Genomic DNA, 20172 nt, shown 5'->3' with positions numbered 1-20172 from the left:
CGTTGAGAATGGAAGTAGCGAAACAATGGTTCAAAGACTGGTTTAATTCTCCTTATTATCACTTGCTGTACAGCAACCGGGATGAGAGGGAAGCCGCTGCGTTTATAGACAAATTGGTGGAATACCTGCATCCTGAGCCAAACGCATTGATGCTGGATGTGGCTTGTGGCAGAGGCCGGCATGCCAAATACCTGGCAGATAAGGGGTTTAATGTTACCGGCATTGATCTTTCAGGAGAAAGTATTGCCATTGCGCGCAAACTGGAGAACGAGCATCTCAGCTTCTTCCAGCATGATATGCGCCTGCCTTTCCGGATCAATTATTTCAACGTGGTGTTCAATTTCTTTACCAGCTTTGGTTACTTTGAAACCCGTCATGAAAACGATAACGCACTCCGCACACTGGCCAATTCCCTCAGGCCCGGCGGCCGCCTCGTGCTGGATTATCTCAACAGCACTTATGTGGAGAACCACCTGGTGCATGATGAAGTGATAGAAAAGGACCATGTGGTGTTTGACATCCAGCGGGAAATAAAGAACGGCAAGTTCCTCAAACAGATCAATATCCTGGATAAAAAACAATTCCAGCGGGCATCCTACACAGAAAGCGTGAGCGCTTTCCACAAAAAGGAGTTTGAAGACATGTTTGCCAGGCAACACCTTATTATAACAGACGTTTTCGGAGATTATCATTTCAATATTTTTGACGAACAGCAATCTCCGCGGCTGATCATCATCGCTCAAAAACCAATCAGTTAATGGAAAACCTGCTCACCTGGGACCTGCGGCTTTTCTTTAAGATCAATGGTCAGTGGATCAATGGATTTTTGGATGTAGTACTGCCATGGATGCGGGAGCCTTATTTCTGGGCGCCGCTCTACCTTTTCCTGGCCGTGTTTGTGATCTATAATTATAAATGGCGCGGATTTTTCTGGATGGCCTTTTTCATCATCACCTTTGCTTTAACAGATCAGTCCAGCATGTTCATCAAGGATGCGGTAGACCGGATCCGGCCATGCAGGGACCCGCTTATTGCACAATATGTACGTGTATTGGTGGTCTATTGCCCCTCAAGCGGCAGCTTTACTTCCTCCCATGCCGCCAACCATTTTGGCTTAGCGATGTTTTCTTTCTTAACTTTAAGGTCGCAGATCGGTAAATGGGCCTGGTTGTTCTTCTTATGGGCAATCATTATTGGCTACTCCCAGATCTATGTAGGCGTCCATTATCCCCTTGATATCATTGGGGGCGCTTTACTGGGAATGCTGGCGGGCACACTGAGTGGTGGATTTTTTCAAAGAAGGATAAGACTGGAACTGGAACAGACAACATGAACTTAACATACCTGATATTTATACTGGCTGCCACCATAGGCGGGGGCATGATTCCCATGTTATTTAAAAGGATTCATCCCAACCTGCCTATTTATTTGCTGGCATTCACCGGCGCTTTTCTTTTCGGCATCACTATTATGCACCTGCTGCCTGAAGTGTACCATGAATTGGGGCACTCCGCCGGTATATACATCGTTTTGGGATTTTTCCTGCAGGTATTCCTGCAACAGCTCAGCCATGGAATGGAACATGGGCATACCCATCTTCCCGGTACCGGGGCAGGCCATCACCATGTGGCCGTTTTGCCATTACTGATTGGTTTATCCATTCATGCTTTTATGGAAGGTATCCCGCTGGGGTTTCATTATGAGGACAAATCTGCACTGCCATCCCTTATGCTGGGTGTGATGGCGCATAAAGTGCCGGAAGCACTTACCCTGATCACGGTCATGATGCATGCACACCAGGGGAAAGTTAAATTATGGCGCATCCTGATCATTTTTTCCCTGATCACACCTTTGTCTGCTATCTTAGCCGCACAGCTGGGGCAGGAGTTCCAGGTGGTCACCAATTCACTGGTTTACTTAGTAGCGCTGGTTGTAGGCGCCTTTTTACATATTTCCACTACCATATTTTATGAAAGTGGAACAAAACATCATGAACTAAGCCGCCAGAAGGTGCTGGCCATTGCTGTTGGTATTGGTTTGGCATTTATTACACTGATATTTGAATAATTCTTTATTTTTAGGCTTATATTATGGAAGTCGTCATTATCCTCGTCCTTATTTTGCTCAACGGTGTGTTCTCCATGGCGGAGATCGCCTTGGTTTCAGCGCGCAAAGCGCGTCTTGAAAATTCAGCCAGGCAAGGGGACGAAAAAGCCAAAGTTGCACTCAAACTCGCCAATAACCCGGATACCTTCCTGTCTACCGTACAGATCGGTATCACACTGATCGGTATCTTAACGGGTTTATATTCTGGTAAGAACCTGGAAGATGATATCCGGGTGTATCTCAATACTATTCCTTTACTGGCGCCCTATAGCAACGCATTTGCTACCGCCATTATCGTAATAGGTGTTACCTATTTTACATTGGTACTGGGAGAGCTGTTACCCAAAAGGATCGGCCTCGCCAATCCGGAGGTGATCGCCAAGATCCTCGCCAAACCCATGTACTTCATTTCCCGCGTCACTTTTCCTTTCATCTGGCTGCTCAGCCGCTCTACCACTGCACTGGTAAAGCTGTTTGGCTTAAAACGCCGGTCGGACAATAACGTAACGGAAGAAGAGATCAAGGCTATTATCAGTGAAGGCACCAGCTCCGGGGCTATTGAGGAAACCGAGCAGGAGATCATAGAAAGGGTTTTCCACCTCGGAGACCGTAACATCACTTCTCTCATGACCCACCGTACGGACATCATATGGCTGGATATCTCAGAAGAAGGAGAAAGTTATAAACGCAAGATCAGGCAGTCCCCGCACTCCGTTTACCCGGTATGCGAAGGACAAATAGACCATATTAAAGGTATCATCACCATCAAAGACCTCTACGCAGCCGGTAACCTGGCCGTTTTGAGAGATGTGATGAAAAAACCACTGTTCATTCCGGATAACAACTCTGCTTACCAGGTATTGGAGAAATTCAAGGAAACCCAGGTGCATGCAGCCTTTATCGTGGATGAATATGGCACCTTCCTGGGTATGATCACCCTGAACGATATCCTGGAAGCCATTGTGGGCGATATGCCGGAAGTAGGGGCAGACGACTATGACATGGTGAAAAGGGATGACGGCTCTTACCTTGTAGATGCCCAGATCCCCTTTTATGACTTCCTCAGCGAATTTGAAATGGAAGATATGATGGCCGAATTTGAACAGGAATTTGATACCCTGGCCGGTTTTATACTTCATCACCTCGAACATATACCCGTAACTGGCGAAAAGCTCAGCTGGAAGGACTTCACTTTTGAGATTGTTGACATGGATGCCCACCGTATTGATAAAATATTGGTGACTCCCCCTGAAAATATTGAAGAAGATTAATACATTTACATCTTAAACCCGCATGTGGGCGCACTATGCGGTATACCTATGTGAAAGCTTAACTATTCGCACGCCAGAACGGAAACCTATAACAACAGAATGAAACTAGTTGAATGCCAAGTGAGTAGCTCGTAAACGTATGTTATAAAAATTTTATAAGGGATATTATATTTGATCCATCTTTATACTATTTTTGAGCACTTTTTTACATAAACAAATTATATAATTTAAAATAATGGTCGTACTAGGAAGTAAGGTGCTTTCTTTGGAAGAGGTGCATAGGGTATTGTTTGATGGGGAGGAGCTGGTTTTGGATAAAGCAGCCGTACAAAATGTGAATGACAACTTTGAATTTCTCAAAAAGTTCTCCGCCAAAAAACTCATTTACGGTATCAATACGGGATTCGGGCCTATGGCGCAATACCGCATCAGTGAAGAGGATACCCACCAACTGCAATACAACCTGATCCGCAGCCACAGCTCCGGAGCCGGCAAATGCCTGGCGCCTGTGCTCACCAAAAGCCTCATGATTGCCCGTTTGAGCAGTTTCATGCAGGGTTTTTCCGGCGTACATACAGATGCAGTTCACCTGCTGAAAGACCTGATCAACCATAACATCTACCCCTGCATTTACGAACATGGGGGAGTAGGCGCCTCCGGCGATCTCGTGCAACTGGCTCACCTGGCCCATGCACTGATCGGTGAAGGCCATGTATTATATGAAGAAGAGATCCGCCCGGCAGCGGAAGTGTATGCACAACTGGGACTGAAACCAATTGAAATACATGTACGGGAAGGCCTGGCCATTATCAATGGTACCTCTGCCATGACCGGTATTGGCCTCGTGAATATCATCGAGGCCCGCAAACTCCTGCTCTGGAGCTGCGCCCTGTCCAGCATGATCAATGAAGTAGTGGAAGCATTTGACGATCACCTGAGTTATGAACTCAACGTGGTGAAAAAACATGTTGGCCAGAACAAGATCGCGGAAATGATGCGCGGCATGCTCAAGGGCAGCAAAATGATCCGCCACAGACCTGATCACCTGTATAAAGAACTGGAAGAAGAGATCTTTAAAGATAAAGTGCAGGAGTATTATTCTTTAAGATGCGTACCCCAGATCCTGGGCCCCATCTATGATACCCTCACACATGCAGAAACCATCGTGGTAGGAGAACTGAATTCTGTGAGCGATAATCCCGTTGTGGATCACCGCCACCAGAATGTGTACCATGGCGGTAATTTCCACGGAGATTACATCTCCCTGGAAATGGACAAAGTGAAGATCGCCATGACCAAACTGTCTATGCTCAGCGAACGCCAGCTGAACTATCTCCTGAACGATAAGCTGAACCATAAGTTCCCGCCATTCATGAACCTGGGTAAACTGGGCTTCAACTTTGGTATGCAGGGTGTACAGTTCACCGCCACTTCTACCGTTGCGGAAAACCAAACCCTGAGCTTCCCGATGTACGTGCACAGCATTCCGAATAATAATGACAACCAGGATATTGTGAGCATGGGCTGCAACGCCGCACAGATGACCTACAAAGTGATCGAAAACACTTTTGAGGTACTCACCGTGCAGGTGATGACGCTTTTACAGGCAGTAGATTTCCTGAATTGCCAGGACAGGCTGGGTGCTTTCACTTCCCGGATCTATCAGGACATCAGGGCTATTTTCCCTAAATTTATTGAGGATGCTCCCCGTTATGCAGATGTACAACGGATCAAAGCATACCTCATGCGCAATGAACCCATGATAGCAGGAGAACCGGTAACAGAGAAAAGACAGAAAACTTCAGTTTAACAAGAATAACCAAAGATGAAATTTGCTTTAATAACAGGAGGTTCCAGGGGTATTGGCAGGGCAGTGTGTATTAAACTGGCGGAACAGGGATACAATATCCTGATCAATTATAAAGGGAATACCGTGGCTGCAGAGGAAACCCTCGCAGCTGTGAAAGCGAAAGGTGTGGAAGGTGAACTGCTGAAGTTTGATGTAGGGAACTTTGAAGAAGTGCAAACCGTGTTAGGCGGCTGGATAGAGAACAACAAAGAGAAACAGATAGAAGTACTGGTGAATAATGCCGGTATCCGGGAAGATATGATGATGTTCCAGATGAGCAATGCCCAATGGAAAGGAGTGCTGGACGCCAGTTTAGATGGATTTTTCTACGTAACCAAACAAGTGCTCACCGGCATGCTGATCAAACGTTACGGCAGGATCATTAATATGGTTTCCCTGTCCGGTTTGAAAGGAACACCCGGCCAGGTGAACTACAGTGCTGCAAAAGCAGGGCTGATAGGCGCCACCAAAGCCCTCGCGCAGGAAATCGCCAAACGGAATGTGACGGTGAACGCCATCGCACCCGGTTTCATCAAAACGGATATGACGGAAGGTTTACCAGAGAAAGAACTCTCCGCCATGGTGCCCATGCAACGTTTTGGCACACCGGAAGAAGTAGCGGAAGCAGTAGCATTTTTTGCATCCCGCGGCGCATCCTATGTAACGGGAGAAGTGATGAACATCAATGGTGGTCTGTATTCCTGATCATCTTATTAATATAGTAAATTACGTTGGCCCGCAACAATTTGGCGGCTTATAAGACTACATCGCATGAACAGAGTCGTGATTACAGGTACAGGTATTTACTCCTGCATTGGTAAAGACCTTGAGGAAGTTCGGGAATCCCTATTCCACGGACGTTCCGGCATTGTGCTGGACGCAGAGCGTAAGAGTTTCGGATACCGTTCCGGCCTCACAGGTAACATTTCCCGTCCTGAATTAAAAAGCCTGCTGGACCGCAGGGCACGTATGATGATGCCCGAGCAGGCAGAATATGCTTATATGTCCACCCGCGAAGCATTAGCCCAGGCGGGGATAGACCAGGATTACCTCGATAAGAACGATGTGGGTATCCTCTTTGGTAACGACAGTTCTGCCAAACCCATCATTGAAGCCACAGATATTATGCGGGCAAAAGGAGATACCATGCTGGTAGGCTCCGGTTCAGTGTTCCAGACCATGAACTCCACCGTGAATATGAACCTGGCTACCATTTTCAAATTAAAAGGGATCAACTTCAGTGTAAGCGCAGCCTGCGCCAGTGGCTCTCATGCTATTGGCCTGGGGGCTATGTTCATCCGCAACGGTTTACAGGATGCGGTGATCTGTGGCGGCGCGCAGGAAGTGAACTTATATGCCATGGGGAATTTTGATGCCATCGCCGCTTTCTCCGTAAGAGAAGATGTGCCGGCCAAAGCTTCCCGCCCGTTTGACCGTGACCGTGATGGGTTAGTACCCAGCGGGGGAGCAGCCACTGTGATCCTGGAAAGCCTGGAATCTGCCAAACGCCGTGGCGCTACCATTTTGGGTGAGATCCTGGGATATGGCTTTTCCAGCAATGGCGCCCATATTTCCAATCCCAGTGTGGACGGGCCTATGCGCTCCCTGGAAATGGCACTCCGGGAATCCGGACTGATGGCCTCTGATATTGGCTACATCAACGCCCATGCTACTTCTACACCAGCAGGGGATGCCAGTGAGGCCAAAGCCCTGGATGCCGTATTCGGCAGTGCCAAAACGCCCATCAGCTCCACAAAGAGCATGACCGGCCATGAGTGCTGGATGGCAGGTGCCAGTGAGATCGTTTACTCTATGTTAATGATGCAGAACGACTTCATCGCCCCTAACATCAATTTCGAGAATCCGGACGAGGATTCGGCCAAATTAAATATCGTCACTGATACAATTAATAAAAACTTTAATATATTTTTGTCTAATTCATTTGGTTTTGGAGGTACTAACTCCTCGCTGGTTGTCAGGAAATGGCAATAATTCGCAAAGGGAAGTACCTGTAAGGGAATTTATCTAATTTTGCAGGAAGCTTCGCCCGACTGAATAAACGGAACGCTTGCTGGTATTGCTTGAGTATTGCCTAATCAACCTATATCTGGAACACAACATTTATGGAAATTAACGAGATCATCACACAGACGAACGCTTTTCTGGTGGAGGAATTTGAAGTTGCTCCCGAAAGCATTACCCCCGAGGCTGATTTAAAAGCCACGTTGGAATTGGACAGCCTGGACTACATAGACCTGGTAGTGGCCATTGAAAGTAACTTTGGATTTAAAGTTAAACCCGAAGACTTCCAGGGCATTGTTACCTTCCAGGATTTCTATGATTACGTAATAGCCCGTGTTAAACAAAAAGAATTGGTATAATGCCTTCCTGGCAAGGTAAGTCCAAAGGAAATAAGCTGGGGTACAGGATTTTTATTGGTGTATTGCGTTATGGAGGAGTGCAGCTGGCTTATTTTCTCCTGAGATTTGTTGCGTTTTACTACTGCCTGTTCTCTTATCGCTCTTCCCGATCCATTTTTCAGTATTTTCACCGTAAAATTGGCTATAGCCGCTTTCGCGCTTTGATCAGTGTGTACCGGAATTATTATGTTTTCGGGCAAACGCTGTTAGACAAAGTGGTGGTGATGGCAGAACTTCCAAACCCTTTCACATTTGAATTTGACGGGGAACCCCACTTGCACGATATTGTATCTGGCGGGAAGGGAGGAATTTTGCTAAGCGCCCATCTGGGAAACTGGGAAGTAGCCGGTCATTTGTTCAGCCGGTTAAAGACCCGCATCAATATTGTGATGTTCGACGGGGAGCACCAGCGGATCAAAAAGTACCTGGAAGGTATCACAGGGGGAAGAAATGTGAATGTGATTGTTTTAAAAGACGATAATTCGCATATTTACGCCATCCATGATGCATTGAGCAGGCAGGAGCTGGTATGTATGCATGCAGATCGTTTCCTGGAAGGGAACAAAACCATGGAAATGAACTTCCTGGGGGAGCCGGCACGCTTTCCCATAGGTCCGTTCGTGTTAGCTTGCACATTCAGGGTACCCGTATCCCTGGTATTTGCATTTAAGGAAACCACTAACCACTACCACCTGTATGCTACGGAACCAACGGTTTACCAGGCCGTAAAGCAGGGAGGGTTGGAAAAGTCCATGCAGGATTTTGTACATGTGATGGAAGAGAAAGTGAAAAAGTACCCGTTGCAATGGTTTAATTATTACGATTTTTGGTCCAAAGATTAATATTCCTTTAACTCGATAACAACCCGAACATTGATCAATACAGGAGATATTACAGAATACATACCCCAACGTCCGCCGATCGTGATGATCAGTCGTTTGATGGAAGCTGGTGAAAAGAACATCCGCACGGAATTTGATATTGCGGCGGATAATGTATTTGTGCAGGATGGTTTGTTCATGGCGCCCGGGTTGGTAGAGAACATTGCGCAGACAGCTGCTGCGCGTATAGGGTATCTGGCCAAACAACATAATGTACCTGTGCCGTTAGGGTTTATAGGGGCTATCCAGAATTTACACGTTATAGAGTTACCCGCAGCTGGTACCACCGTGGAATCTGAAATAGTGATAGAACATGAAGTATTTAATGCCACCGTTATCAAAGGAACAGTGAAGCAGAATGGCAAGCTGATGGCGGAATGCGATATGAAGATTTTTGTGTCCCAAAATAAATAAAAAACAAAATGAATATGAAGCAATTAGTAATGCCCCTGCTGGCAATGGTTCTGAGCGTTTCAGCTGTGAAAGCGCAAACTGCTAAAGATGTATTCGACAGATCCGTAAAGATCACCTACCTGGGTGTTGATTTTACCAAAACAAAAGTGATAGGTGATGCCGGCCTGAAAACGGATGACGTGGTAGACCACAAGATCAGAAGCCTCAACCAGAAACTGGTGAATGAGCCTAAGAAGTTCCCCCTCGCTGAAGCATTCGGTAAAAGAGAAGAAGTAAGCACAGATATTGGCCCCGTAAACAAACGTAACGACAAAATTGATCCTGATAAACTCCTGTCTGATAATTCAGATGATTATCAGACAATGAAACCGGAAGATGTAACCTCCCTTGTATCCGGTTTTGATTTCGCAGGTAAAACCGGTATCGGTCTCCTGTTTGTAATGGAAGGCATTAATAAAACAAAAAGAGAAGTGTCTGTGTACGTAACACTGATAGACATGAAATCCAAAAAAGTACTGTTCACAGATCGCGTGGAAGGAGCTTTCAATAAATCCGCTTTTGGTTTCACCGGTTTCACTGTAGACAATGTGTGGCTCGGTGGTCTCGCCAATGTTATCAAAGAAATAAAAGATAAGAAGTATAAAGATTGGAAGTCCACTTACGGTGGATAATTCATCATTAGTATAAAACTTTACATGCAACCTGTATTGAGCGAAAGTGCTGAAGTGTTGATCCGGTTTAATGAAGCAGATCCTTTGGGAATAGTATGGCACGGCCATTATATCCGGTATTTCGAAGACGGCAGGGAAGCCTTTGGCAGTAAATACAGGTTGCGTTATCTGGATATTTTTGAACATGGGTACACCGTACCCATCGTGAATGTGGAATGTAATTACAAACGCTCACTGCGTTACGGGGATAGTGTGTTGATCGAAACCCGCTATATTCCCTGCGAAGCTGCCAAGATGCGTTTTGAATATACCCTCTACAATGTTGCCACTAAAGAAGTAGTATGCACCGGTTCTTCCGTACAGGTGTTCCTCGATAAACAGGAATCAGCTTTACAATTAACAGTACCTCCCTTCTTTACAGAATGGAAAAAACAGTGGGGACTGATATGATGAACGTATTTGTAGCGGCAGATAATATCATTTCACCACTCGGTTCAGATTCGAAATCGAATTTTGAACGTTTGCTGAAAGGCGAAAGCGGCATCAGCCGTCAGCCGGAAGGTTATTTTGCAGCTGCTATCCCCGGCAATCAGTTTAAACAGGAGGGATATACGAAATTTGAACAGCTGCTCATCAGCAGCATAGCAGAGGCCTTATCACAGACAAAGATCAGTCTGCAGGATAAACGCACTGCTTTTATTGTTTCCACCACCAAGGGAAATATCGCTTTGATGGAACAGGGGCAAACAGCACAGCTGCAGCCCATGCAATTATATGCCACAGCAGATAAGATAGGAACTTATTTTTCTGCAATAAACAAACCTGTAGTGATCAGCAATGCCTGCATCTCAGGTTTACTGGCCCTGCTGATAGCACAACGGATGATCCGTTCCGGCCAGTATGATCATGCAGTAGTATGCGGTGCGGATGAACTCACACAGTTTGTATTATCTGGTTTCCAGTCGTTCCAGGCAGTGAGCGATGCACCCTGCAAACCCTTTGATGCCAACCGTAAAGGGATCACTTTAGGAGAGGGTGCAGCCACCGTTATTTTAACTAAGGACACATCATTATTGCCGGCAGGCGAAGTGATTCGTTTAGGCGAAGGCGCTTCCAGCAATGATGCCAATCATATTTCAGGACCTTCCCGTACCGGCGAAGAGCTGTCTGGCGCCATTACAAAAGCCATTCAGCAAAGCGGCCTGTTACCGGAAGATATCGGTTTTGTATCTGCACATGGTACCGCCACTTTGTACAACGATGAGATGGAAGCGAAAGCATTCCATCTTTCCGGTTTACAGAATGTACCGGTGAACAGTCTCAAAGGTTATTACGGCCACACCCTGGGTGCGGCTGGTTTAATAGAAGCGATCATAGGCATGCACAGCATGCAGGCCGGCGTAGTGATCCCCACGGCAGGATATGAATCTCCCGGGGTGAGCGTGCCTTTGATACTGAGCAATCAGTTGACACAAAAGCCAATGCTGCATTACCTCAAAACCACTTCCGGTTTTGGCGGTTGCAATGCAGCCATGGTGTTTAGTAAAGTGAAATTGTAAATTTTTAAAAGCGAGATCAGCAATGGATTTTTTTAACAAGGAAACGAAAACTGCATTACAGGCAAAAGAACAGGCACTCTGGCTGGCATTTGCACCCATCGCCTTCCAGGCTTCAAAGGCGCTCCGTGATCTGGGCATCCTGGATGTGGTGGACAAAAGCGGCCAGGAAGGCATCACTATTGAAGGAATACTGGAGCATGTAAAACTCTCCCGTTATTCTGCCAGGGTATTACTGGAAGCTGGTCTTGGACTGGAAATGCTGATCGTGAATGATAAAAAATACACCCTCACCAAAACAGGGTACTTCATTTTGCATGACACGCTTACCCGCATCAATATGGACTTCTCTCATGATGTATGTTACAAAGCCATGTATCATTTGCAGGATAGTTTAACAGAAGGTAAACCGGTAGGTTTGAAAGAACTCGGCCCATGGAACACTATTTACGAAGGGCTTTCCATTATGCCGGAACCCGCTGGCACCAGCTGGTTCAACTTCGACCACTATTATTCTGATCTTGCTTTCCCTTCCGTATTACCCATCGTTTTTGAACAGCAGCCCAAATCCCTGCTGGATATTGGCGGCAACACCGGCAAATGGTCTATGGCCTGCGCTAAATACAACCCGGATGTACATGTAACCATCATGGACCTTCCCGGACAAGTGGGCTTAGCTAAAAAGAATATTTCGGAGGCCGGTTTAAGCGACCGCATCTCTTATTTTGAAACAAACATCCTGGATGAAAGTCTGCCCTTTGCGAAAGGTTTTGATGTGATCTGGATGAGCCAGTTCCTGGATTGTTTCTCAGAGGCAGAGATCATCAGCATCCTGCGCCGTTGCAGGGAAGCATTGAATGATGGCGGCAGCATTTTTATCCTGGAACCTTTCTGGAATAAACAGCAATTCAAATCCGCCGCATTTTGCCTGCAGCAAACTTCACTCTACTTCACGGCCATTGCAAATGGTAACAGCCAGATGTATCATACCGATGATTTCTTCAATTGCATCCGTGCCGCAGGCCTGGAAGTAGTAATGGAGAATAACAAAGTAGGGTTGAGTTATACCTTGTTAAGATGTGTTAAAGCATAAATTCAAAATCCCAATAGTATGCAAACTGAAAAAGTGGATGTACTTGTTATTGGCGCTGGTCCTTCAGGATCCGTTGCTGCATCCATTATTAAAAAGGCCGGCTATTCTGTAAAGGTTGTAGAAAAGCTGAAATTCCCGCGGTTTGTGATCGGGGAAAGCCTGTTGCCACGTTGTATGGATGCGCTCACGGAAGCCGGTTTCATTGATGCCATTTCCGAAAGAGGTTTCCAGAAAAAGTTCGGCGCCAAGTTCGTAAAGAATGGTGCGGTGTGCGACTTCACTTTTGAAGAGCAGCATACACCCGGCTGGACATGGACATGGCAGGTGCAAAGAGCTGATTTTGATAAAACACTCGCAGATACCGTAGAGAAAATGGGTGTTCCGGTAGAATATGAAACAACCGTAACAGACATTAAATTCAATGGTTCTGATTCCATCACAACCACAGAAGATATCCACGGCAATAAAAAACAGATCGAAGCACGTTTTATCGTAGACGGCAGTGGTTACGGCAGGGTGATCCCCAAACTTTTTGGTTTGGATAAACCTTCTGTACTGCAATCCCGGAAAGCGTTGTTTGCGCATACAGAAGACATCCGCCGTTCTATGGCAGATGAGCCCAATCGTATTACAGCTGTTGTACATAAAAAAGGCGTTTGGATCTGGATCATCCCGTTCTCTACAGGTGTAACATCTGTAGGATTCGTGGGAGAACATGGTTTCCACGATCAATATAAAGGCACGAACGAAGAACAGTTCCGCGCCATGCTGGATGCAGAACCTTACACCCGCGAACGTTTCAAGGATGTACCTTTTGTATTTGAACCAAGGGTACTGGAAGCATGGTCTGCCACTACAGATAAATTCTATGGTGATGGGTTTGTGCTCACCGGAAACGTAACAGAATTCCTGGACCCGATCTTCTCTTCCGGCGTAACTTTGGCTACAGTTTCCAGCCAGACGGCTGCCAAGCTGGTGATCAAAAAATTACAGGGAGAAGAAGTGGATTGGGAAAAAGATTATATGGAACCTACCATGCAGGGTGTGAACGTATTCCGTTCCTACGTAATGGCATGGTATGAAGGAACACTGGATACCATTTTCTTCAGCAAAAATCCGGACCCTGTGATCAAAGCCCAGATCTGTTCTGTACTGGCAGGTTATGTGTGGGATCAAAGCAATCCTTATGTGAAGAACCATGAGGAAGCGCTGAAAAGACTGGCCCGCCTGATCGAACTGACAGAGAAGTTAAATACACCGGGTGAGTAACGCAAATACATATATCACGTCCAGCTGCATCATCCGTAATAATACGGTAGTGAAGAATGGTGTGGAAGTATTAACGGAAGCAGATACTGCTTTGCCTGAATTCCTGCGTGGCCTGTACGACCGCTTCAGTGGTCAGTATCCGAAGTTCCACAAGATGGACCTGCTCAGTAAACTGGGCTGGATAGCCACGGAAGTTTTGTTGCAGGATATGCCGATGGAAACATATGCACCGGAAGAAACCGGTGTGGTGCTGGCAAATACCAGCAGTAGCCTGGATACAGACGAACGTTATTTTGAAACCGTACGGGAAATTGCGAGCCCTGCTTTATTCGTATACACGCTCCCTAACATTGTAATAGGAGAGATCAGTATCCGGCATAAGCTGAAAGGGGAGAACGCTTTTTTTGTAGCGGAAACATTTGATATTGAATTTATAACAGGATACGTGCAACAGTTACTGGATACCGGCGCCATAAACGCCTGCATCTGTGGTTGGGTAGAGCAATACCATATCACCTACGACGCTGCATTGTATCTCATTGAAAAGAATAACCGTGGTTTAGGTGTTTCCTTCACCGCGGAGAGCATTAGAAAATTGTACTTATAATTTTATATGGAAAAGTTGATGGCAGATCTGAAAGCCCAGATCATTCAGCAATTGAATTTGCAGGAAGTAAAACCGGAAGAGATCGGGAATGACCAGCCTTTGTTTAAAGAAGGACTGGGACTGGATTCGATTGATGCTTTGGAACTGATCGTGTTATTACAACAACACCATGGTATCCGTATTGCCAATCCGGAAGATGGTCCGAATATCTTTTATTCTGTACGCACTATGGCAGAATATATCACCGCAGAAAAAAGCAAAACTGCATGAGTAAAGGTGTGTGGATAGCAGGTGGTGGCGTGATCTGTGGTATCGGGGAAAACCTCGGTGCCTGCCTGGATGCATTTGAAAAAATGCAACCGGGAATGGCCACGATGGAACACCTGCATTCTGTGCATGCCCAAACTTTCCCCGTTGTGGAAGTGAAGGCAGATAATGAAACCCTGGCTGAACGTGCCGGTATGCCCGCACATTGGAGCAGAACCGCATTGCTCAGTATGATCGCTGCAAAGGAAGCTATTCAATCTTCCGGTATCGGTGAATTAAAACAGTATCGTACCGGATTGGTTTCTGCCAATACAGTAGGAGGGATGGATAAAACGGAACACTTCATGGAAGCATTTCTCGCAGACCCTAAAAAGGGCCGCCTGAAAGAAGTAGTGCATCATGAATGTGGCAGCGTAACGGAACTGGTAGCGGACGCTTTAGGTATCCGCCATCATGTATCCACTATCAGTACCGCCTGTTCTTCTGCCGCCAATGCATTGATGTATGGCGCACGTATGATCAGAAGTGGTATGCTGGATGTAGTGATAGCAGGAGGTACAGATGCATTGACGCGTTTTACGCTCAATGGTTTCAACACCCTGATGATCCTGGATCAGCAGAAATGCCGGCCTTTCGATGATACCCGTACCGGTCTGAACCTTGGTGAGGGCGCGGGTTATGTGGTATTGGTGTCTGATGCCGTAGCAGAGAAAGTAAAACCCTGGTGTAAGCTAAGTGGTTTCGCGAATGCAAATGATGCCTATCATCAAACGGCTTCATCGCCGGAAGGGATAGGGAATTATAAAGCCATGCAGGGAGCGCTCAGTATGGCAGCACTGGAACCCGCAGATATTGATTATATCAATCTGCATGGTACCGGTACACAGAACAATGACAGTTCGGAAGGATTAGCGATAGAAAGATTGTTCGCACCTGCTTTTCCTCCGTTGAGCTCTACCAAGAGTTTCACGGGGCATACATTAGGAGCGAGTGGTGGCATTGAAGCAGTGTTTGCTGCATTTGCTTTAAAAGAAGGCATCATTTATCCGAATGCGCAGTTCACTACACAGATGAAAGAGTTGCCGTTTAAACCGGTCACTACTTTCTCCCGTGGTAATGTACTAACGCATGTGATGTCTAATTCATTCGGATTTGGCGGGAATTGTTCCAGCCTTGTTTTTTCAAAGTAGCACTAAAGATGAAAGCATATATACAGGGCACCGGTTGTGTATCCGCTCAGGATAGCAGCATATTCCCGGAAACGATCCGGGAGTATGAAGGAGACCGTTTGCCTGTAGCGGACCCTGATTACAAGCAATGGATCGATATCAAACAGATCCGCCGCATGGGCCGTGTGATCAAGATGGGGGTGGCTGCTTCGCATATCAGTTTGCAGGATGCCGGTGTGAAAATGCCCGATGCCATTATCATGGGCACTGCTTATGGTTGCCTTGCTGATACAGGTGTATTCCTCAACAAGCTGGTCACACAGCAGGAAGATATGCTCACACCTACCGCATTTATTCAAAGTACGCATAATACCGTTGGAGGCCAGATAGCTTTGCTGCTGGGCTGCCACGCTTACAATAATACTTTTGTGCATGGCGCTTTTTCTTTAGAGAACGCGTTGCAGGATAGTTTGCTTTTCCTGGAAGAGGATACCTCCCGCAAAGTGCTGGCAGGTGCTGTGGAAGAGATCACGGATTACAGTCATACTATCCTTTCCCGTTTTGGTTTGTATAAGAATGGCGTAGCTGCAGGAGAAGGAGCATCGTTCTTTGTATTAGGTGCAGAAAAAGATGAACAATCGCAGGCGGAATTAACTGCCGTTGAGATGTTATACAAACCTGCTTCCAAAGAAGAAACAGGTTCTCACATAGAAAAGTTCCTGAACAGGAATGGTTTGCAGCCTTCAGATATTGATCTGCTGATCACCGGAAGGAATGGAGGGGATGATAGTTATTATGAAGCGATAGAAGCTGACCTGTTTGCTACGCAGCCGGTGGCAAAGTTTAAACACCTGTGTGGGGAGTTTCCTACTGCTGCTGCTTTTGCTTTGTGGATGGTTACAGGGATATTGAAAAAGCAACAAGTGCCGCCCGCCATTATGGTAAAAGGGAATGCACCTTCAAAAGTAAAGAGGATCCTGATCTGGAATCATCAGAATACTACGCATCACTCACTAATACTGGTAAGCGCATGCTAAAGTACCGTGTGATATGGTCCGTATGCTGGGTGGCTATCATTGTGCTGGTCTTCATGAAGAAGTTGTGGCTGCCTGCGACCCCTATATGGCCTGTATTCCTGATACTGGGTGTATCAATAGCATTCCTGATCTGGGGTTCCACACAGGTGAATTCGAATTTTTATTTCGAAGTAAAATGCAAAGCACAAACACAGGAGAAAATAGTCGCCTTGTCTTTTGATGATGGCCCTATGGAAAATTATACCCCGCAGATATTAGAGATCCTGCAGCAGCACAACGTGCCGGCTGCTTTTTTTTGCATCGGCCACCGCGTTGAAAAAGCGCCTGGATTGTTAAAACAGATCCATGAAGAAGGACACCTGATCGGTAATCATACTTATTCCCATCATGCCCTGTTTGACCTGTATCCGGCAAAGAAAATGGAAAACGATCTTGATATGGCGGATCAGGCTATAACAGACGCTACCGGGTTAAAACCCCGCTTATTCAGGCCACCATATGGAGTGACCAATCCCATGCTGGAAAGAGCACTTTCCCATGGTAAATATATCTCTGTAGGATGGAGCATCCGTTCTATGGACACTGTAATAAAAGACGAAGCGAAATTACTGGCCAAAGTAACTAAGGACGTACAGCCGGGAGATATCTTCCTCTTCCATGATACCTGTGCCATTACTGTAAAAATACTGCCGGCATTGATAAAGGAAATGAAGGAGAGAGGTTTCGCCTTTAAGCGAATTGATGAACTATTAAATGTACCCGCTTATGCGTAGTTGGATATTGTTATGCTGTTGCTTTGTTGCACTGAACACCAGTGCACAAACTGGTTTTAAGCCGGTTGCTAACCTGGAACAGTTTGAACAGCAGTTTATGAAAGCGGCACAAACCACCAATACCATCAAGAGTGATTTTGTGCAGGAAAAGAACTTAAGCATGCTCTCTGAAAAAATCGTGAGCAAAGGAAAATTCTGGTTCAAGAAAGAGAATAAAGTACGGATGGAATACTCCGCACCCAGCTATTACCTGATGGTGATCAATGGAAAGTCCTTCCGCATAAAAGATGCGAAAACGGACAGGAACATCTCCACCAGCGGCAGCAAACTCTTTGAACAGATCAGCAAAGTAACGGCGGACTGTGTACAGGGCAACGTGCTCAACAACAAAGATTTCGTAACCAAAGTATTGGAGAACACCCAATACTACCAGGTACAAATGACACCCGTAGCAAAAGGACTGAAGGATTTCTTTTCCTCCATAGACCTGCTGGTAGAAAAGAAAGACCTGGCGGTAGTGAAGATCACCATGCATGAACGTTCCGGAGACGATACCAATATTAGCTTTACTCAACGTGAATTGAACGTACCCATATCAGATGAGATCTTTGCACTTAAATAGCTTAATAGCACTGTTGTTATGCTGCGTAAGCTGCAACTCCGCCTACCGCTCCCTGCAAAGAACGGAAGGAGACGCTGCCTGCATAAAACGCTTCCAGCCAAAGATCAATAAAACGGTATTGTACAGCACACAGGTAGATATCCTGCAACATCATCTGAGCGGCCTGCTGTTATTCAAACCAATGGAAGACAGCAGCATGCGGGTAGTATTTGCCAGTGAAATGGGCCTGAAGTTCTTTGATTTCGAATTCGGAAAGGACGGTTCCTTCACCAAACATTACATGCTGCCGAAGATGGATAAAAAAGCAGTGGTGAAAACGTTACGCAAGGATTTCGAAATGGTATTAATGCGGCAGGACCCTGTAACAGCAGAGATATTCACGAATGGAACAGAGCGGTACACCGCCTTTAAATTGACGAAAGGAAAGATCTATTATATCACCAGCAAAGATTGTTCAGAGCTGGTACGCGTAGAAAACGGCTCCCGCCGCAAACCGGTGGTGGAAGTGTTTTTAACGCATTATACAAATGGGGTACCGGACTCGATCTTCGTACAACATAAAAAAGTAAAATTCAACATTTCATCACAACGCGTGGAAAAATAATGTTAGCAGGAAAATTCTATACTATCGTTACGCAACAGCAACCGGATGCACAATCCGTTCATACCACTATTGCGCTGAATGCGGCCCATCCTATTTTCGAAGGCCATTTTCCCAATCAGCCTATCGTACCTGGTGTGTGCATGATGCAGATCGTGCAGGAACTGGTGTCTGGCGTGGTAGGTAAAAACCTGCTCATCCAGAAAGCGGCGAGCATGAAATTCCTGAACATGATAGACCCGGTACAGCAGCCGCAGGTAAATGTAGAGATCACCTATTCCACCGTGGAAGAAGGGATCAAAGCTACTGCTGTGATAAAACATGAAGCAATGGTGTTCCTGAAATTCCAGGGGCTCTTTAAATAAAACATGGCACAGACTCCTACATACGACCAGCAATTCATCGCCAGAAAGATCTGTGTGCTGATCCCTACGTATAACAATGCCGGCACACTGGGCAAAGTTGTAACGGAGGTATTGACCTACACCAGCCACGTGATCGTGGTGAATGATGGTTCAACGGATCAGACCGCGCAGATCCTGGAACAGTTTCCACAGGTGGCTGTTGTGTCCTATACCCCTAATAAAGGGAAAGGTATTGCCTTGCGCACAGGTTTTAAATATGCCATAGCGCAGGGTTATGATTATGCCATTACGATTGATGCAGATGGGCAGCACTTTCCTGATGATCTTCCAGTGTTCTTAAAAAAGGTAGAGGAAGAACCCAACGCGATCATTATTGGTGCAAGGAACCTGCAACAGGAGAACATGCCCGGTAAAAATACCTTCGCCAATAAGTTCTCCAACTTCTGGTTCTATGTGGAAACAGGATTGAAATTACCGGATACACAATCCGGCTTCCGCCTGTATCCTTTGCATGCCATGAAGGGGATGAAGTTTTTCTGTAACAAGTATGAATTTGAAATAGAGGTGATGGTAAAATCCTCCTGGAGAGGGATCAAAGTTTTACCCGCACCGGTGAAAGTATATTATCCGCCGGCGGAAGAAAGGGTTTCTCATTTCAGGCCGTTCAAGGATTTCTCCCGCATTGGTGTATTGAACACGGTGCTGGTAACTATTGCATTAGCATATATCCACCCGCGCAATTTCGTGAAGTTCATTTTCACAAAAGGGAACTTTAAGAAAATGTTGCAGGAGCATTTATTCAATAAAGAAGAAAGCACCAGCCGCAAAGCATTGTCTATCGGATTTGGCGTATTCATGGGTATTATACCTATCTGGGGTTTCCAGATGCTGGCAGCGCTGGCATTGGCTACGCTGTTCCGTTTAAACAGGGCATTGGTGATCGTGGCGGCCAATATCAGCATCCCGCCCTGCATCCCCGTGATCGTTTACCTCAGTTTTTTAATGGGCCGCTTCTGGGTAAAAGAAGATGCTACCTGGGTGCTCTTTAAAAAAGACCTTAACCTGAACGACATTTACCTGAACCTCTACCAATACATTACTGGCAGCATCACGCTGGCCATAGTGGCGGGTATATTGGCCTGGGCGATCACATATGTTTTATTGGCCGCATTTCGTAAAAAAAGGCCTGCAGTAATTTAAA

At 46.0% G+C, this 20172-nt stretch carries 24 protein-coding genes; all 24 read left to right on the top strand.

Features of this window, described 5'->3' with window-relative positions; translation table 11 throughout:
* The first annotated feature begins 8 nt into the window (after positions 1-8).
* Complete coding sequence (locus GFS24_RS13105) at positions 9-758, top strand: bifunctional 2-polyprenyl-6-hydroxyphenol methylase/3-demethylubiquinol 3-O-methyltransferase UbiG (RefSeq protein WP_153660004.1); 750 nt, start codon at positions 9-11, stop codon at positions 756-758.
* Complete coding sequence (locus GFS24_RS13100; RefSeq protein ID WP_153660003.1) at positions 758-1333, top strand: phosphatase PAP2 family protein; 576 nt, start codon at positions 758-760, stop codon at positions 1331-1333. The genes GFS24_RS13105 and GFS24_RS13100 overlap by 1 nt, the downstream gene beginning before the upstream one ends.
* Entirely contained in the window at positions 1330-2067 is a 738-nt protein-coding gene (locus GFS24_RS13095) for a ZIP family metal transporter (RefSeq protein WP_153660002.1), read from the top strand. Before GFS24_RS13100 ends, GFS24_RS13095 begins: the two co-directional genes overlap by 4 nt.
* Positions 2068-2090: 23 nt before the next feature.
* Positions 2091-3377 (top strand): hemolysin family protein, encoded by a 1287-nt coding sequence (locus GFS24_RS13090; RefSeq protein WP_153660001.1) that lies wholly within the window; start codon positions 2091-2093, stop codon positions 3375-3377.
* A gap of 235 nt (positions 3378-3612) precedes the next feature.
* On the top strand, positions 3613-5187 hold the full coding sequence (gene hutH / locus GFS24_RS13085; protein WP_153660000.1) for a histidine ammonia-lyase: 1575 nt from the start codon (positions 3613-3615) through the stop codon (positions 5185-5187).
* A gap of 15 nt (positions 5188-5202) precedes the next feature.
* Complete coding sequence (gene fabG / locus GFS24_RS13080) at positions 5203-5931, top strand: 3-oxoacyl-ACP reductase FabG (protein WP_153659999.1); 729 nt, start codon at positions 5203-5205, stop codon at positions 5929-5931.
* 66 nt (positions 5932-5997) lie between these two features.
* Positions 5998-7218, top strand: coding sequence for a beta-ketoacyl synthase (locus GFS24_RS13075; RefSeq protein WP_153659998.1), 1221 nt, complete (start codon positions 5998-6000; stop codon positions 7216-7218).
* 131 nt (positions 7219-7349) lie between these two features.
* Positions 7350-7607, top strand: coding sequence for an acyl carrier protein (locus GFS24_RS13070; RefSeq protein ID WP_153659997.1), 258 nt, complete (start codon positions 7350-7352; stop codon positions 7605-7607).
* Positions 7607-8488, top strand: coding sequence for a lipid A biosynthesis acyltransferase (locus tag GFS24_RS13065; protein ID WP_153659996.1), 882 nt, complete (start codon positions 7607-7609; stop codon positions 8486-8488). The genes GFS24_RS13070 and GFS24_RS13065 overlap by 1 nt, the downstream gene beginning before the upstream one ends.
* Positions 8489-8518: 30 nt before the next feature.
* On the top strand, positions 8519-8941 hold the full coding sequence (locus GFS24_RS13060) for a 3-hydroxyacyl-ACP dehydratase (protein ID WP_153659995.1): 423 nt from the start codon (positions 8519-8521) through the stop codon (positions 8939-8941).
* A 14-nt stretch (positions 8942-8955) separates the two neighbouring features.
* Positions 8956-9612 (top strand): hypothetical protein, encoded by a 657-nt coding sequence (locus GFS24_RS13055; RefSeq protein ID WP_153659994.1) that lies wholly within the window; start codon positions 8956-8958, stop codon positions 9610-9612.
* A 24-nt stretch (positions 9613-9636) separates the two neighbouring features.
* Positions 9637-10062 carry a thioesterase family protein gene (locus GFS24_RS13050; RefSeq protein ID WP_153659993.1) on the top strand — a complete coding sequence of 142 codons (426 nt, stop codon included), beginning with the start codon at positions 9637-9639 and terminating at the stop codon, positions 10060-10062.
* Complete coding sequence (locus tag GFS24_RS13045) at positions 10059-11171, top strand: beta-ketoacyl synthase (RefSeq protein ID WP_153659992.1); 1113 nt, start codon at positions 10059-10061, stop codon at positions 11169-11171. Before GFS24_RS13050 ends, GFS24_RS13045 begins: the two co-directional genes overlap by 4 nt.
* A gap of 22 nt (positions 11172-11193) precedes the next feature.
* Entirely contained in the window at positions 11194-12261 is a 1068-nt protein-coding gene (locus GFS24_RS13040) for a class I SAM-dependent methyltransferase (protein ID WP_153659991.1), read from the top strand.
* 18 nt (positions 12262-12279) lie between these two features.
* Positions 12280-13530 carry an NAD(P)/FAD-dependent oxidoreductase gene (locus tag GFS24_RS13035; protein WP_153659990.1) on the top strand — a complete coding sequence of 417 codons (1251 nt, stop codon included), beginning with the start codon at positions 12280-12282 and terminating at the stop codon, positions 13528-13530.
* Positions 13523-14137 carry a hypothetical protein gene (locus GFS24_RS13030; protein ID WP_153659989.1) on the top strand — a complete coding sequence of 205 codons (615 nt, stop codon included), beginning with the start codon at positions 13523-13525 and terminating at the stop codon, positions 14135-14137. Before GFS24_RS13035 ends, GFS24_RS13030 begins: the two co-directional genes overlap by 8 nt.
* 6 nt (positions 14138-14143) lie before the next feature.
* Positions 14144-14407 carry a phosphopantetheine-binding protein gene (locus GFS24_RS13025; RefSeq protein WP_153659988.1) on the top strand — a complete coding sequence of 88 codons (264 nt, stop codon included), beginning with the start codon at positions 14144-14146 and terminating at the stop codon, positions 14405-14407.
* On the top strand, positions 14404-15594 hold the full coding sequence (locus GFS24_RS13020) for a beta-ketoacyl synthase (RefSeq protein WP_153659987.1): 1191 nt from the start codon (positions 14404-14406) through the stop codon (positions 15592-15594). The genes GFS24_RS13025 and GFS24_RS13020 overlap by 4 nt, the downstream gene beginning before the upstream one ends.
* Positions 15595-15602: 8 nt before the next feature.
* Positions 15603-16610, top strand: a complete 1008-nt coding sequence (locus GFS24_RS13015) for a beta-ketoacyl synthase chain length factor (protein WP_153659986.1) — start codon at positions 15603-15605, stop codon at positions 16608-16610.
* Positions 16604-17383, top strand: coding sequence for a polysaccharide deacetylase family protein (locus tag GFS24_RS13010; protein WP_153659985.1), 780 nt, complete (start codon positions 16604-16606; stop codon positions 17381-17383). The genes GFS24_RS13015 and GFS24_RS13010 overlap by 7 nt, the downstream gene beginning before the upstream one ends.
* Positions 17376-18005, top strand: coding sequence for an outer membrane lipoprotein carrier protein LolA (locus GFS24_RS13005; RefSeq protein ID WP_153659984.1), 630 nt, complete (start codon positions 17376-17378; stop codon positions 18003-18005). The genes GFS24_RS13010 and GFS24_RS13005 overlap by 8 nt, the downstream gene beginning before the upstream one ends.
* On the top strand, positions 17983-18609 hold the full coding sequence (locus GFS24_RS13000; protein ID WP_153659983.1) for a hypothetical protein: 627 nt from the start codon (positions 17983-17985) through the stop codon (positions 18607-18609). Before GFS24_RS13005 ends, GFS24_RS13000 begins: the two co-directional genes overlap by 23 nt.
* Positions 18609-18971, top strand: a complete 363-nt coding sequence (locus GFS24_RS12995; protein WP_153659982.1) for a 3-hydroxyacyl-ACP dehydratase — start codon at positions 18609-18611, stop codon at positions 18969-18971. Before GFS24_RS13000 ends, GFS24_RS12995 begins: the two co-directional genes overlap by 1 nt.
* Positions 18972-18974: 3 nt before the next feature.
* Positions 18975-20171, top strand: coding sequence for a DUF2062 domain-containing protein (locus tag GFS24_RS12990; protein WP_153659981.1), 1197 nt, complete (start codon positions 18975-18977; stop codon positions 20169-20171).
* The last annotated feature ends 1 nt before the right edge of the window (position 20172 follow it).

The sequence above is a fragment of the Chitinophaga sp. SYP-B3965 genome, from assembly GCF_009647655.1.
In the GTDB taxonomy this organism is placed as follows: domain Bacteria; phylum Bacteroidota; class Bacteroidia; order Chitinophagales; family Chitinophagaceae; genus Chitinophaga.
The sequence above is the reverse complement of the archived record's forward strand: the minus strand, read 5'-3'. Positions and strand labels throughout refer to the sequence as shown.

Excerpts from the sequence above, each read along its gene's own strand:
- GFS24_RS13070 (WP_153659997.1), top strand. The coding sequence starts at position 7,350 with ATGGAAATTAACGAGATCATCACACAGACGAACGCTTTTCTGGTGGAG.
- GFS24_RS13000 (WP_153659983.1), top strand. The coding sequence starts at position 17,983 with ATGAGATCTTTGCACTTAAATAGCTTAATAGCACTGTTGTTATGCTGC.
- GFS24_RS13025 (WP_153659988.1), top strand. The coding sequence starts at position 14,144 with ATGGAAAAGTTGATGGCAGATCTGAAAGCCCAGATCATTCAGCAATTG.
- GFS24_RS13015 (WP_153659986.1), top strand. The coding sequence starts at position 15,603 with ATGAAAGCATATATACAGGGCACCGGTTGTGTATCCGCTCAGGATAGC.
- GFS24_RS13050 (WP_153659993.1), top strand. The coding sequence starts at position 9,637 with ATGCAACCTGTATTGAGCGAAAGTGCTGAAGTGTTGATCCGGTTTAAT.
- hutH (WP_153660000.1), top strand. The coding sequence starts at position 3,613 with ATGGTCGTACTAGGAAGTAAGGTGCTTTCTTTGGAAGAGGTGCATAGG.
- GFS24_RS13005 (WP_153659984.1), top strand. The coding sequence starts at position 17,376 with ATGCGTAGTTGGATATTGTTATGCTGTTGCTTTGTTGCACTGAACACC.
- GFS24_RS13100 (WP_153660003.1), top strand. The coding sequence starts at position 758 with ATGGAAAACCTGCTCACCTGGGACCTGCGGCTTTTCTTTAAGATCAAT.
- GFS24_RS13095 (WP_153660002.1), top strand. The coding sequence starts at position 1,330 with ATGAACTTAACATACCTGATATTTATACTGGCTGCCACCATAGGCGGG.
- GFS24_RS13035 (WP_153659990.1), top strand. The coding sequence starts at position 12,280 with ATGCAAACTGAAAAAGTGGATGTACTTGTTATTGGCGCTGGTCCTTCA.
- GFS24_RS13065 (WP_153659996.1), top strand. The coding sequence starts at position 7,607 with ATGCCTTCCTGGCAAGGTAAGTCCAAAGGAAATAAGCTGGGGTACAGG.
- GFS24_RS13075 (WP_153659998.1), top strand. The coding sequence starts at position 5,998 with ATGAACAGAGTCGTGATTACAGGTACAGGTATTTACTCCTGCATTGGT.
- fabG (WP_153659999.1), top strand. The coding sequence starts at position 5,203 with ATGAAATTTGCTTTAATAACAGGAGGTTCCAGGGGTATTGGCAGGGCA.
- GFS24_RS13105 (WP_153660004.1), top strand. The coding sequence starts at position 9 with ATGGAAGTAGCGAAACAATGGTTCAAAGACTGGTTTAATTCTCCTTAT.
- GFS24_RS13090 (WP_153660001.1), top strand. The coding sequence starts at position 2,091 with ATGGAAGTCGTCATTATCCTCGTCCTTATTTTGCTCAACGGTGTGTTC.
- GFS24_RS13010 (WP_153659985.1), top strand. The coding sequence starts at position 16,604 with ATGCTAAAGTACCGTGTGATATGGTCCGTATGCTGGGTGGCTATCATT.
- GFS24_RS13020 (WP_153659987.1), top strand. The coding sequence starts at position 14,404 with ATGAGTAAAGGTGTGTGGATAGCAGGTGGTGGCGTGATCTGTGGTATC.
- GFS24_RS13045 (WP_153659992.1), top strand. The coding sequence starts at position 10,059 with ATGATGAACGTATTTGTAGCGGCAGATAATATCATTTCACCACTCGGT.
- GFS24_RS13055 (WP_153659994.1), top strand. The coding sequence starts at position 8,956 with ATGAAGCAATTAGTAATGCCCCTGCTGGCAATGGTTCTGAGCGTTTCA.
- GFS24_RS12995 (WP_153659982.1), top strand. The coding sequence starts at position 18,609 with ATGTTAGCAGGAAAATTCTATACTATCGTTACGCAACAGCAACCGGAT.
- GFS24_RS13040 (WP_153659991.1), top strand. The coding sequence starts at position 11,194 with ATGGATTTTTTTAACAAGGAAACGAAAACTGCATTACAGGCAAAAGAA.
- GFS24_RS12990 (WP_153659981.1), top strand. The coding sequence starts at position 18,975 with ATGGCACAGACTCCTACATACGACCAGCAATTCATCGCCAGAAAGATC.